Source organism: Burkholderia sp. BCC1208 (assembly GCF_902833095.1).
In the GTDB taxonomy this organism is placed as follows: Bacteria; Pseudomonadota; Gammaproteobacteria; order Burkholderiales; family Burkholderiaceae; genus Burkholderia.
Map to the genome: position 1 here is coordinate 262,546 of NZ_CADFDY010000003.1, position 13,142 is coordinate 275,687.

The 13,142-nt window shown below is 66.4% G+C and carries 15 protein-coding genes; 7 read left to right on the forward strand and 8 right to left on the reverse strand.

Translation table 11 applies throughout. The features are described 5' to 3' along the window. Positions 1 to 87: 87 nt before the first annotated feature. The 6 genes from cpaB to HWX09_RS08755 form a co-directional block, all read right to left on the reverse strand. Positions 88 to 927: a Flp pilus assembly protein CpaB gene (gene cpaB / locus HWX09_RS08730; RefSeq protein ID WP_027786535.1), complete on the reverse strand. Its 840-nt coding sequence runs from the start codon at positions 925 to 927 to the stop codon at positions 88 to 90. Between the two features lie 35 nt (positions 928 to 962). Beyond that, positions 963 to 2,363 carry an ATPase gene (locus tag HWX09_RS08735; protein WP_027786534.1) on the reverse strand — a complete coding sequence of 467 codons (1,401 nt, stop codon included), beginning with the start codon at positions 2,361 to 2,363 and terminating at the stop codon, positions 963 to 965. A 43-nt stretch (positions 2,364 to 2,406) separates the two neighbouring features. Beyond that, positions 2,407 to 2,946 carry a prepilin peptidase gene (locus tag HWX09_RS08740; RefSeq protein WP_027786533.1) on the reverse strand — a complete coding sequence of 180 codons (540 nt, stop codon included), beginning with the start codon at positions 2,944 to 2,946 and terminating at the stop codon, positions 2,407 to 2,409. Positions 2,947 to 2,974: 28 nt separating this feature from the next. Then, the gene (locus tag HWX09_RS08745) at positions 2,975 to 3,193 is read right to left on the reverse strand and encodes a Flp family type IVb pilin (protein ID WP_027786532.1); all 219 of its coding nucleotides are present in this window, start codon (positions 3,191 to 3,193) and stop codon (positions 2,975 to 2,977) included. Positions 3,194 to 3,275: 82 nt separating this feature from the next. Continuing rightward, a complete protein-coding gene (locus tag HWX09_RS08750; protein WP_027786531.1) occupies positions 3,276 to 3,467 on the reverse strand; it encodes a Flp family type IVb pilin in 192 nt (63 codons plus the stop codon). 149 nt (positions 3,468 to 3,616) lie between these two features. Continuing rightward, a complete protein-coding gene (locus tag HWX09_RS08755; RefSeq protein WP_027786530.1) occupies positions 3,617 to 3,808 on the reverse strand; it encodes a Flp family type IVb pilin in 192 nt (63 codons plus the stop codon). Positions 3,809 to 4,857: 1,049 nt separating this feature from the next. On the opposite strand from HWX09_RS08755, the gene HWX09_RS08760 reads away from it, so the two are divergent. Genes HWX09_RS08760 through HWX09_RS08775 form a run of 4 tightly spaced genes read left to right on the forward strand, consistent with a single transcriptional unit; the run spans position 4,858 to position 8,935 of the window. Continuing rightward, positions 4,858 to 6,096, forward strand: coding sequence for a glycosyltransferase family 87 protein (locus tag HWX09_RS08760; RefSeq protein WP_027786529.1), 1,239 nt, complete (start codon positions 4,858 to 4,860; stop codon positions 6,094 to 6,096). Continuing rightward, positions 6,093 to 7,472, forward strand: a complete 1,380-nt coding sequence (locus tag HWX09_RS08765; RefSeq protein ID WP_027786528.1) for a glycosyltransferase family 87 protein — start codon at positions 6,093 to 6,095, stop codon at positions 7,470 to 7,472. The genes HWX09_RS08760 and HWX09_RS08765 overlap by 4 nt, the downstream gene beginning before the upstream one ends. A gap of 23 nt (positions 7,473 to 7,495) precedes the next feature. Further along, positions 7,496 to 8,539: a glycosyltransferase family 2 protein gene (locus HWX09_RS08770; RefSeq protein WP_027786527.1), complete on the forward strand. Its 1,044-nt coding sequence runs from the start codon at positions 7,496 to 7,498 to the stop codon at positions 8,537 to 8,539. 12 nt (positions 8,540 to 8,551) lie between these two features. After that, positions 8,552 to 8,935, forward strand: coding sequence for a GtrA family protein (locus HWX09_RS08775; RefSeq protein WP_027786526.1), 384 nt, complete (start codon positions 8,552 to 8,554; stop codon positions 8,933 to 8,935). A gap of 120 nt (positions 8,936 to 9,055) precedes the next feature. Here the strand turns inward: HWX09_RS08775 and HWX09_RS08780 are convergent, their stop codons facing one another. Continuing rightward, positions 9,056 to 9,670, reverse strand: coding sequence for an NIPSNAP family protein (locus tag HWX09_RS08780; RefSeq protein WP_027786525.1), 615 nt, complete (start codon positions 9,668 to 9,670; stop codon positions 9,056 to 9,058). 99 nt (positions 9,671 to 9,769) lie between these two features. Here HWX09_RS08780 and HWX09_RS08785 point away from each other — a divergent pair, with 99 nt between their 5' ends. Continuing rightward, entirely contained in the window at positions 9,770 to 10,690 is a 921-nt protein-coding gene (locus tag HWX09_RS08785; RefSeq protein ID WP_027786524.1) for a LysR family transcriptional regulator, read from the forward strand. Between the two features lie 110 nt (positions 10,691 to 10,800). Here the strand turns inward: HWX09_RS08785 and HWX09_RS08790 are convergent, their stop codons facing one another. Continuing rightward, a complete protein-coding gene (locus HWX09_RS08790; RefSeq protein ID WP_027786523.1) occupies positions 10,801 to 11,703 on the reverse strand; it encodes a LysR family transcriptional regulator in 903 nt (300 codons plus the stop codon). A gap of 99 nt (positions 11,704 to 11,802) precedes the next feature. On the opposite strand from HWX09_RS08790, the gene HWX09_RS08795 reads away from it, so the two are divergent. Next, positions 11,803 to 12,753, forward strand: coding sequence for a 2-dehydropantoate 2-reductase (locus HWX09_RS08795; RefSeq protein ID WP_027786522.1), 951 nt, complete (start codon positions 11,803 to 11,805; stop codon positions 12,751 to 12,753). Then, a complete protein-coding gene (locus HWX09_RS08800) occupies positions 12,750 to 13,142 on the forward strand; it encodes a VOC family protein (RefSeq protein ID WP_027786521.1) in 393 nt (130 codons plus the stop codon). Before HWX09_RS08795 ends, HWX09_RS08800 begins: the two co-directional genes overlap by 4 nt.

A 13,142-nucleotide genomic window follows, 5' to 3' on the forward strand; every position in this document is an offset into this window, starting at 1 on the left:
GAGACCGGCGCCGTGCCGGTTATCGACTTCCAAGGCCGCCGCGCGTTGCCGGCGGCCGATCTGTTGGTCTGGCTGGTTGGTTTGGCTTCAGAAACATTCGACGCTGCCCTTCACGCCGGTCAGCACGCCGACGCAATCGCGCCGCGCTTCCGGCGCCGCGTGCGACGCGACGTGCACGCGGACCTGCCGCACGTGGACGGGCGCCGGCGGCGCTTCGGGCACGGGCTCCTTGCCGAGCAGCGTCAGCTTGGTCGCACCGTCCGTGTTCAGCGTCTTCTGGTCGACCTGGTTGCGCAGCACGAGCGACAGCGTGCCGACGCTGCGTGCGACGTCGAGCCGTTCGGCCTGCTCGGGCGTGACTTCCAGCGTCACCGCGTTGACCACCTTCGGCGCCGTGTCGTCGCGGCTGACCTGCTGCGCGACGGCGAGCACGAGGATGTGCTCGAGCACGATCTTGGAGATGCTCTGCCCGTCGGTCTTGCCCTGCTGTTCCTGCGTGTTGACGATCACGTCGACGTAGTTGCCCGGCAGGGCGAAGCCGGCGACGCCGACCACGTCGTTCACGCGCACCGTGATCGCGCGGCTGCCGTCGGCGATCACCGCGGACAGCCCGCCCTTCGTGCCGACCGGCGCGAGCTTCGATTCGATCACCGGTTCGCCGCGCGACAGGCTGGTGCGCACGACACGCCCTTCGAGCGTCTTCGTGTCGGTGAACGCGCCGGTCGGCACGCTGCCCGACGGCCAGCTCACCATGTGGATCTGGTTCGGCCCGAGCGGCTCGCCCAGGTTCAGGTCGGTGCTGGCCACCGCGACGGACGTGACCGAGCTCGTGGATGTCTGCATCAGCCAGTGGGAGGCGAATACGACCGCGGCAAGACCCGCGATCATCGCGACGACCAGCATCATGACCGCTCGACTGTTTTTCATGGCAATGCTCCTCGACGAATCGTGAAAGAAACCGCTCAACCGGTGACGAACGTACGGCCTCCGCGCTCGACCGGCGGCGGATGGCTGCCGTCCCGTTCAGGCGCCGCGCCGAAGTAACTCGCCCACGCGTCGTACAGCGCGTCGTGCGTCACCTCGGGCGGATCGCCGCGATAACGCGCGCCGGCGGCCACGAGGCGCAGCAGGTCCGCCGGAAAGCACGCGAGAAACGCCTTGCCGGTCGGCAGATGCAGCCGATGCAGCAGGAAGTCGAACGCGTCGCTCGCCGACACGAGCCCGAGCGATGCGCAGGCCGCGTCGTACACCGCGCGGTAGTCGTCGATCGACATCGCGCCGACGTGCAGCTTCGAGCCGAGGCGGCGCATGAACGCGTCGTCGCAGAACTGCTCCGGCGCCAGGTTGCTCGAGAACACCGGCCATACGTCGAACGGCAGCACGAAACGGTTGCCGGATTCGAGCGTCATGAAATCGTCGCCGCGATCGAGCGGACGCAGCCAGCGATTGAGCAGGTCGCGCGGCTCGACGCGCTGGCGGCCGAGATCGTCGACGACGTACATGCCCATGTTCGCCTTCATGTGCGGCGGCGCCTGGTAGAAACCGGCCGCTTCGTCGCGACGCAGGTCGAGCTCGTCGAGCGTCAGCTCGCCGCCCGACATCACGACCGGCCGCCGGCACAGGCGCCAGCGGCGATCGACCGACTGGCCGACGCTCGGTGCCTGCGCGTCGACATGCACGAGCGGGTCGTAGACCTGGATCACTTCGCCCGCCGCGCAGATCGCGTGCGGGACCGGCACGCGGCCGTGCATCAGCGCGCCGAGCCGTTCGGCGAGAAAGGTCTTGCCGCTGCCGGCCGGGCCGTAGATCAGCAGCGGCCGGCCCGCGTTCAGTGCCGCGGCCGCCGCATCGAGCACTGCCGTGTCGATCACGATGCCTTCGAACGCCGCCCATACGTCGCTCTGGCCGATGTGCAGCTTGCGCACCGAATGCGCGGCCACGCTCGCGAGATACGCGTCGAGCGTCACCGGCGCGGGCCCGCTGTAGCCGCTGCGCTCCCGTTCCTCGAGCGCGAGCACGCGGCCCGCATCGGTCAGGCGGAACGTCACGTCGAGATCGGTCGCGCCGCGATGGATCAGCTCGACGAGATGCTCGCGCACCAGGAACGCAAAGACGTCGTCGAGCACCGCGAGCGGCAGGCAGTGCCGCTCGACCAGGTCGCCGTACGACGGACGGCCGAGCACCAGCGTCGACTTCAGCACGAGGCCGCCGACGAACGCCATGCTCAAGCCGGTTTCCGCGAGCGAGCGCGGCGCCGGCGGCAGCTGCGCGCCCAGCTTCGTATGGACCTCCCGCGACGGCGGCGGGTCGGGCAGGCGTGCCACCTGCGCGTCGCGTCTCGGTTCGGTGTGGTTCGTGTTCATGATCGTTGCGTCCTCGTTGCGTCTTCGTTGCGGATCCGCCGCGCTATGCGCACGACGCGAACAGCATGCCCAGCGTGCCGACCGCGATCGCCACGCCGTACGGCAGCGTGCCGACCGAGACGATCTCGACGGGGCCGTTGTCGGCCTCGGCGCGCGCCGCTTGCGAGCGCCGCACGAGCAGCGTGCGCACGTTCGCCCACATCCGGCGCGTCCGCCCGCGCAGCAGCGCGTAGACGACGGCGCCGATCCCGCCGGCCAGGAACGTGGCCAGCACGATGTAGAACGTCATTTCCGCGCCGACCCATGCGCCGATCGCGAGCATCAGCTTCACGTCGCCGGCCGCCATCCCGCGCAACAGGTAGAACGGCAGCAGCAGGCCGAAGCCGGTTGCAGCGCCGGCAAGCCATCCGAGCACGCCTGCCAGTACGCCGTGCAACAGGCACTGCGCAACCAGCGCGCCGGCCAGGCCGAGCAACACGAGACGGTTCGGAATGCGACGGCTCGCGATGTCCGTGCCGGCCGCGGCGACCGCGAGCAGCGTCACGCACAACGGAACCGGATAAGGCGGCGCAACGGGAAGCATGGCGAACCTCGCGTATCGAATCGGTGGATCAGGAAACCATGGACAACGCGGTGGTCACGGCGGTGCTCACGGCAGCCGTCACGGCCGCGGCGATCATCTCGTATGTATCGACGAGCGAGCCCTTCAGCGTGACGACGCTGCCCAGTACCGCGATGGCGAACATCGACGCGAGCAATGCATATTCGATCGACGTCACACCCTGTTCGTCGGCGATCCAGCGACGGGCGACACGCGTGATGGCATGCATGATGGTCTCCGGTTTCCGGTTGAACGGATGGCCGGGGACGGCCCGAACGCTGCACCAGCCGAGCCGCCCGCGGCACGGTGCATCAGATGCCTGCAACCGCCGAATCGAGGTCGGCCGCGATCGTGCTGAACACGGTCTTGAGATCCTTCCCGATGGTCGACAGCGCGGCGATGATGCCGATGGCGATGAGGGCGGCGATCAGGCCGTATTCGATGGCGGTCACGCCGTCTTCGTCGCGAATGAAACGGCCGGCTTGTTGAATGAGCTTGGACATGGTGATCTCCTTGCGTGGTGACTTTCAAAACCCTCGCGCACCGGCTGGTCGGACGACCGTGCATCGATACGTCGAGGAATGTCGTTGATGCCGTGTGGCGCCGACGAACGATTCGGACGATTCGGGCGAACCGTTCGTCGTACCGTCCATCAGATGCCTGCTACCGCCGAGTCCAGATCCGCGGCGATCGTGCTGAACACGGTCTTCAGATCCGTACCGACCGTCGCCAGAGCGGCGACGATGCCGATCGCGATCAGCGCGGCGATCAGGCCGTATTCGATGGCCGTCACGCCGCCCTGATCCTGGACGAACCACGCGATCTTTTCGATGATTCTTGACATGAGCACTCTCCTTTCGGACTGCTATGAAATACCCTTCGTCGGTCGAGACGTCGGGGGGTGGGCACCACCGGCACTACGCTAGAAATCGGAAGCCGACGATCAGTCGCGGAAACGGGGCGGACCACCCCGGTCCGTGCGAACGGGTATCGGCGAGACGGAGCATGAGAGATGCGTGTACGGTTCGACCAGTCGGATGAACCGGGCAGGTCGATCGACCGGAACGGCACGGCGGCCGCTCGACGCATGGAATCCAGTTGAACGGGAGACGAACTCCCGGCAAAACTGCAATGTGTCTTTAACGCGGCTTGCGATCCGCGATGTGCTGTGGTCTTTCATTTTTATTCCCCATGTACTGCCATGCCGATTTCTTATTGCCCGGAAGCGATCGGGTCTCGTTGGTCGTTCGACGACGGTTCCCGCGCTCGATCGAGCGGAGCCGCGTGTTCCCCGACGCGCTCCGGACCATCTTTTTCCGCAAGTGATGCCGAGCCGGTTCCTCTGCTTGTTGCCCGAACCGCCCGGTCACCACATCGTCGACTGCCGTGCCAACGCTTACGCAAAGAGCGGACCATCCCGGGCGAAATCGAGGCGCGGCAAGGGTTCCGGCGATCCGCACGCCCCCTCGCCAAACGTCCGGCCACCGAAATGTTTCAACCTTGATATATGCGGTTCGGGCGCATGTGGTCGGCACGAAACCCCGTCGCCGCGCTGCACAAAGGGTCCAAAAAATTTTCTCGGGATTTTCCCGAACATGGCGAGCGCCTCGTGCGTCGCCGGTTCGGCGGCCTGCACAGCCGACAAAAAACGCGGAATGTTTCAGGCCAGATACACGAATGCCGGCGGCGGCGTTTTCTCATACCAGAAATGGCGGTTTTCACCCGAACCGATGAACACATTCAATGCCGGCCGGCCGTGCGCGGTTTGCATCATGCGATTTTTTCTTCAACAATGAATTCACGGACAACGCTATCTCAGAGCGATCGATCCGCAGGCACGACAACATCAAACGGCTGCGACAGACCACGCGGCCAAACGACAGACGGGGCATCATGTACACAGCCAATCGTGGAACGCGCGATCGCGCAATACGCTGTGCTCAATGGCTGACGGCCGACCGGATCATTCCGTACAGCTGCATCATGCTGATGCTCTTCGCTGCGCTGCTGATCGTCTGGGGCGTCGTGACCGACGGCTTCACGTCGAACGCCACCGCCCGCCCCGGCACCGACTTCTCCGTCTTCTGGACCGCATCGCATCTCGTGTTGCAAGGTCACGCCGCGGCGGCCTACGACACGTCGTCATTTCTGCAGGCCGAATTCGCGCACTTCGGTGCGTATCTGCAAAACCGGCCGCTTCCCTGGCTCTATCCGCCGACGATGCTGCTGTTCGTCGCGCCGATTGCCCTCGTGCCTTTCCTGCCCGCTTACTTCCTCTTTTTCGCGGGCAGTCTTTTATGCTATGCGTTCGCCGTCTCGCGGTTGTCGGGGCTGCGCGCGCATCTTCCCGTGCCGCGCGCCGCGACGCTCGTCGTCGTCGCATATTCGGCGGTGTGCATGTCCGCGCTGTTCGGCCAGAACAGCATCCTGACCGCCGGCCTCGCCGCACTCGCGCTGCATCTGCTCGGCAAGCGGCCGGTCGTGGCGGGCGTGCTGATCGGGCTGCTCGCGATCAAGCCGCAACTCGCCGTCGTGTTCCCGTTCGTGCTGATCGCGACGCGTGCGTGGCGCACCTTCGCGGCGGCGGCGATCAGCGCGGCGCTGTTCGCGGCGGCCGGCGTCGCGCTGGCCGGCCCCGCCGCGCTGCACGGGTTGAGTCACGCACTGGAGACGGTACGCGCGCAGCATTTCATGCTCGCGTCGTACTGGCTCGCGTCGCCGACGCCGTTCGCCGCGTTGCGGCTCGCAGGCGCGCCGGTCGCGGCCGCGCTGGCCGCCCAGGCGGCGGTCGCGCTCGTCGCGCTCGCCGCGGCCGTCGACGTCTGGCGCCGCACGCGCGACATGCGGCTGCGCGGCGCGGTGCTGGCGGTCGCCACGCTGCTGACGACGCCGTATCTTTGGAACTACGAACTGACGTGGCTCGGCATCGCGCTCTTCTGTCTGATCGCGCACGGCCTCGACGAAGGTTGGCTGCCCGGCGACCAGGGCATCGTCGTGCTGGCATGGCTGCTGCCGATCTTCGAAATGCTGAACCGGCTGATGAAGCTGCCGCAAATCGGGCCGGTCGTGCTGCTCGCGGTGCTGTTCGTCGTCGTGCGCCGCACGGCGTTCGTATCCCGGAGCGCACGATGAAAACGCCGTCGTTCGCCCGCCACGCACACCCGGCCGCCCACGTGCATCCGGAACTCCCGATCGCCGGCCCGCGCCGCTATCCGCACTGGCTCAATCGCGATCGCGTGCGCCTCTATGCGGCCGCCGTGCTGCTGACGGAGGTGCTGTTCATCGTCATTTACCTGGTCCGCCTGCACCTGTCGCACGACGGCGCGCTGGAGCCGCTGTCGCAGGACTTCTCGCCGGTCTGGAGCGCCGCATGGCTCGCCGCGCACGGGCACGGCGCCGACGCATGGCATTACTCCACGTTGTTCGCGGTCCAGAAGCTCGCGCTCCCGACGATGACGCTCGCGGACGGCACGCTGCCGTGGCTCTATCCGCCGACGATGCTACTGCTCGTGCTGCCGCTCGGCTGGCTGCCGTACACGCTGGCGATCGTGCTGTGGCTCGGCATCGGAATCGCGCTGTTCGCGGCGGCGATCCGCGCGACCGTGCAGCGCGACGCCGCGTGGTTTTGCGCACTTGCGTTCCCCGGCGCGTTCCTCACGGTGATCGTCGGGCAGACGAGCCTCTTCACCGCGACGCTCGCCGCGCTCGGTCTGCTCGCGCTGAACCGCCGCCCCGTCTTCGCCGGCATCTGTTTCGGGTTGCTGACGATGAAGCCGCAGCTCGCAGTGCTGTTCCCGCTCGCGCTGCTGTGTGCCGGCCAATGGCGCGCGCTGGCTGCGTGGGCCGCGACGATCGTCGGCAGCGCCTTGCTCGCGACGCTCGCGTTCGGCGTGGGCCCATGGATCGCGTTCGTCCACTTGATCGCCCACGTCTATACGATCGTCGGCACCGGCCACGCCAAGCTCGCGCGCATGCCGACCTTGTTCGCGCTCGCGACGATGGCCGGCTGGCCCGCGCTCGTCGCGCGCGGCCTTCAGTTACTGTCGGCCGCGGCTGCCGCGATCGCCGTCGTCTACGCGTGGCGCGGCGCCTGCTCGTACGCGCTGCGCGCCGCGACCCTTGCGTGTGCATGCCTGCTCGTCAGCCCCTATCTGTACGACTACGACCTGACGTGGTACGGCATCGTGATCGCGTGGTATGCACGCTATGCGTGGACGCACGGCTGGCGCCACTTCGACCGCGAATGGCTGATGCTGCTGTGGCCGATGCCGCTCGCGGGTCTCGCGATCGTACCGCACCTGTCGTTCCAGTTCATGCCGCTCGTGACGCTCGCGTCGCTCGCGCTGCTCGTCGGCCGGATTGCCCAGGAACGACGCGACGTGCCGTCGATGCCCGATGCGCGCGACACCTCGACCGAGACCGACTTCGCGCACGCGGTCCGACCGCACCACCGCCCGGCGCACGACATGCGCCGCACCGGCCGCCTGACGTTCGGCGTCCACCGGTAAGCGACATCACAAGGGGAATCATCATGCGGGAATCCATCTACACGCCGCTCGTCTCGCTGGTCGTGCCGTTCTACAACGAAGGCGAAGCCGTCGAGCGCTTCTTCGACGTCGTGATTCCGTTGTTGACCGCGATCGACGCGATCCGCTTCGAGATCGTCTGCGTGAACGACGGCAGCCGCGACGACACGCTGGAACGCCTGGTCCGCATCGGCGCCGCCGAGCGGCGCGTGCGCGTCATCGATCTCACCCGCAATTTCGGCAAGGAAGCCGCGCTGACGGCCGGCCTCGACGAAGCCGCCGGCGACGCGGTGATCCCGCTCGACGCCGACCTGCAGGACCCGCCAAGCCTGATTCCGGTGCTGATCGAGCACTGGCGCGACGGCGCGGAGGTCGTCGCGGCCAAGCGCAGCAACCGCGCGTGCGATTCCTTCGCGAAACGCACCGCCGCCGCGATCTACTATCGCGTTCACAACCTGCTGTCGGACGTGAAGCTGCCGGAGAACGTCGGCGATTTCCGGTTGATGGATCGCAAGGTCGTGAACGCGCTGCGCAACCTTCCCGAGCGGCACCGCTTCATGAAAGGGCTGTTCGCGTGGGTCGGCTACAAGACCGTGATCGTCGAATACCAGCGCGATCCGCGCAGCGCCGGGCACTCGAAATTCTCCGGCTGGAAGCTCTGGAATTTCGCGCTGGAAGGCATCACCAGCTTCAGCACCGTGCCGCTGCGCAGCTGGACCTACATCGGCGTCGGTATCGCGGCGCTCGCGTTCCTGTACGGCACCTTCATCATCCTGCGCACGCTGCTGTTCGGCAATCCGGTGCTCGGCTACGCATCGCTGATCTCGGTCACGCTGTTCATCGGCGGCATCGAGCTGATCGGGATCGGCGTCGTCGGCGAATACGTCGGGCGGATCTACGACGAATCGAAGCAACGGCCCATCTACCTGATCCGCCGCCGCTACCAGGCGCACGGCAAGGTGATCGAACTGCCGGTCGCTCGCGACGCACGCCGCCAGCCGCCCCGCCGGCGCGCACAGCCGGTCCGGGCGCGCATCGGCGCGCGCTGACGCGCAGGCGCCATGATCGGCCCGCTCCGGGCCGAGCGCACGCGGCTCGTGCGCTTCGGCGTATCCGGACTCTGCTCGACCGCGATTCACACGCTGGTCGCGGCGGCGCTGTTCGCGCTGCTCGATGCGACGCCGGTGACCGCGAATGCGGTCGCATTCGGCTGCGCCACCGCGTTCTCGTATCTGGCGAATACGCTGTGGAGCTTCTCGTCGACGGTGCGCACCCGCAATGCCATGCGCTTTCTCGCGGTCACGCTCGCCGGTTTCGTCGAAACGATCCTCATCGCACGCGCCGCGGAGGTGCTGGATGTGTCGCGCGCGATGGGTGTCGTCGCGATCGCGCTGCTTATCCCGCCGACGACGTTCGTGCTGCACCGGCTCTGGACGTACCGGTAAGCGGCCCTCTTTCGTCCCTGCCGACAATCGGTCAATCAATTAACAGATTCAATGTCGTTACGTGGCCGATCACCCGAGCGGCGCCGCGGGCCGGATTGCGCGGCAGCCGCGGCGCCGCATTCAACGCAACGGCGACCACGCCTCCGGCAAGCCGATCGTCGACGTCGCCCTTTCGATCTGCTCCGGACCGCCTTTCGGAGGCCAAAGCCCCTCCGCATAGTGCCGCTTTCTCAGCGCCATACGTTCTTCCAGACTCGAGAATCCCCAGATGTGCGTGATGCGCGGCGGTCCATCGAGCGCGTACAGGTTGCCAACGAGATGCGACGTATAGGCTTTGGCCGGGCCCACCGCCCGTTCCCACGCGGCAATGGTCGGCGCAATACCGCCGGCTTTCAGCCAGTAGCGGCGAATCTCATAGAAGTCGCCAAATGCCGCCGGTTCGACATCGGGTAGAAAAGGAAAAAGCGCATGGCTTTCCATCGTCAATCGAACGGATGCGCTTTCAATCCCGAAAGGTCGCTCGGCGCTCAATGCCCGATTGCGTTCATGCTGCAACTCATCCATCGTCTCGAAGCCACGCAGCACGACAACCCGCGATAGCTCGCCAATTTCCGTGCGCCATGCTCCCAGCAGCCGCCCTTGCGCGTCGGCATCCGATACCCAGCGATGCGCATGGCGGGACACCCTGTCCTGGTCCAGAAGCGGACACGACAACGTCGCGAGTTCATACAGCATTTCTGTCCTCCCTTTTTTGCTTGCATATCCCAATCTATTTCCAAACCGGCGGCTGATAAACGCGCCGCACCTTGAAACAGAATCCAGTACCATTGCGCAATGGATCTCCTCAAGGCGATGGCCGTATTCGTCCGTATCGTGGAAACGGGCAGCCTGACGGCGGCGGCGCAAGCGTCCAATCTGTCGCCGACCATGGTCGGCAACTATCTTCAGGCGTTGGAAAGTCGGCTAGGCGCGGTCCTCCTTCACCGCACGACCCGTAAGCAGAAAGTCAGCGCGTTCGGCCATGCTTACTACGAGCGATGCGTCGAAGTCCTCGGTCTGGTCGACGACACGGAACAGCTTGCGCTCGATCACCTCAAGCAGCCACGAGGGCGTTTGCGCGTGACTGCGCCCGTCGTGTTCACGAACGAGTGCCTGATTCCCGCGCTCGCGGACTATTACCGGCGCTACCCCGAGATCAAGCTCGATATCGTCGCAACCGACTCGCTCGCCGATCTGTTCGACGAAGGTTTCGAGGCAGCCATTCGCATCGGCGCGCTCGCCAACCCGGATGTGGTGGCGCGCCCGCTGGCGCCATATCGGCTGGTGCTGTGTGCGTCGCCCGCTTACGTTCGCGAACATGGAGCGCCGACTACGCCGCACGCGCTGGGCGAGCATCAATGCCTGACGTACGCGTATCCGCCCCGTTCGGAATGGCACGCGGCGCAACCTCAATGGATGCTGGAAGGTCCGGATGGGCCGATGAGCATCGCCGTGGACGGCCGACTGAAAATTGACAGCGCGGAAGCGTTGCGCCGAGCGGCATTGAGCGGGCTGGGTATCGCGATGCTTCCTTCCATGTTGATAGACGAGGACATTCGCGAGGCGCGCCTCATCGAGATCATGCCGGACTTTGCCGGCCCCGAACGACCGATGAATCTGCTTTATCTGCAAGAGCGGCGAAAATCACCGAAGCTTCGTAGCTTTACTGAATTCGTGGTCGACCGGTTCGGTGCCGAAACGGCCTACCGGACGTAACGCGGCTGCCGTTCCTGTTCAAAGCCGATCGACTTGCGGGCGCGACCGGATCGGTAACGCCCGAATGCCGCGACACCTCCGGCCTCCATCGCGAACGCCGACGCCACTGGTCAATGCGAAGCACCGAACAATCGAATCACGACACCGCGCAGCCACCGGTTGCCGGCCTCGTGGTGATAGCGCGCATGCCAATGCTGCCGCACCGCAAACCCGTCGACCGGGATCGGGCAAGCATGAACCGCCAAATCGCTGGCCTGGGCCAGCGTCTCGCCGATATGACGAGGTAGCGTCGTGATCAGGTCGGTCGTCTGGACAATCGCCCCCAGACCGAGAAAGCCCGGCAATTCCAGCACCACGTCCCGCTCGATGCGCGCCTGTCGCAGCGCCTGTTCGAGGAGCTGCGCCCCGGTGCCGGCCGTGATGGCGACATGCCCTTCCGAACGATACTGCCTGGCCCCGAGCCGGCCGCGAATCCTCGGGTGATGCCGATTCACCAGACAAATCCAGTCCTGGTCATAAAGCTTCTGCTGATAAATACCGCCACCGAGCCATGGCACATAGCCGATCGCGAGATCGGCTTCGCCGGATTCGAGCGCCCGCTCCGTATTGCCGTCGATCCGTGCGGCTTCCAGCCGGACGCCGGGCGCCTGCGCGCGGACATGGGCCAGTAGCCGCGGCAGCAGCGTGACGTGGCTCGCGTCGGTCATGCAGATGCGAAAGCGTCGCTGGGCGGTCGCGGGATCGAACGCGATCTCCCACGCAGTGAAACGTCGCAGCGATTCGAGAATTTCCCGGCATGGCCCGATCAGCGCGTCGGCCTGCGGTGTCGGCGCCATGCCGCCGGGCGTCCGGATGAAGAGCGGATCGTGCAGGTGCTCCCGCAAGTGCCCGAGCCAGATGCTGACGGTCGGCTGGCTCTGGCCGAGTTGCTCGGCGACGCGCGTGACGCTGCGCACGTCGTACAGGAGATCGAATAGCTGAAGCAGTTTCAGGTCCGGCAGATCGGCGGGCATCGTCGCATTATTGTGCTGGGCAATGACGCCATTGTATCCATTGCATTGCCGATATGAGCGGCGGCTCCTATCGTGAGGCCATACGTCAAGGAGACACCGTTGAAAATTGCGATTCTGGGTGCCGGCGCACTGGGCTGTGCGATCGGCGCCACCCTCACCGAAGGCGGTCACGAGACCTGGTTGATCGACCGCTCGCCCGCGCACGTCGATGCGATGCGTCGCGACGGCCTGCGGGTCGACGACGCCGGCGGCTCCCGGCACGTACGCGTCCACGCGACGACGCAGGCCGCCGAAGTCGGCGCGGCCGACCTGGTGGTGGTGCTGGTCAAGTCGTTCCACACCGACGCGGCCATCCGCGGCGCCCGATCGCTGGTGGGGCCCGATACCGTCGTGCTGTCGCTGCAGAACGGCCTCGGGCACGAGGACATCCTGAGCGAGGCCGTCGGCCGCGAGCGCGTACTCGCGGGCAAGACCTACGTCGGCGGCGTGCTTCGCGGGCCGGGCCATATCGAATCCGGCGTCATCGGCAAGGCCACCTACATCGGCGAACTCGACGGCCGAATCACCCCGCGTGTCCGGGCGATCGCCGACGCGTTCGATACCGCCGGCCTCGCGACGACGATCAGCGACAACATCGTCGGCACGATGTGGGACAAGCTGCTGGTGAACGTCGCGACCGGCGCGCTGACCGGCCTCACCGGCCTCACCTACGGTCAGCTTTACGACGAGCCGTTGCTGAAGGCGACGTCGCTCGCGGCCGTCGCCGAGGCGATCGCGGCGGCGCAGGCCGCCGGCGTGACGCTGTCGATGACCGATCCGGAACAGGCATGGGCGCTCGCGGCCGAGGGGCTGCCCGCGGCCTTCAAGACCTCGATGCTGCAAAGCCTGGAGAAAGGCTCGATCACCGAGATCGACTTCATCAACGGTTCGGTCGTGCGCTGCGGGCAGCGCTACGGCGTGCCGACCCCGGTCAATGCCACGCTCGTCGCCTGCATCAAGGGGCTGGAGCGCGCGATGGCCGATCGCGCACGCGAGGAGACTGCCGCATGAACGCCACGAAAGCCTATCTCGAACACGTTGCGATCTGGGTGAAGGACATCCGCTGGCACATCCGTTTCTTCGAGGACGTGCTGGGCATGACGCTGCGCGAAGTGGACGGCACGCTCGACGCACCGCGGCAGTACTGGACGCTCGGCGGCCTGCAGTTCATTCACGCGCCGGAACACGACGGCCCGGAAGGCCGGCTCGCCCATCTCGGCGTGATGTGCGAAGACCTGGAGGCCGCGCTGGCCGCGGCGCGGCGGTTCGACGTGACGGAGATGCCGCAGGGGCGCAACTGGCTTCGCCTGCCCGACGGGCTCGCCGTCGAACTGATTCAGGCCAGGCCGGCTTCCTGTGTCGCACAGGCGTTGGCGATCGACCCGCGCGCGGAGGCATGA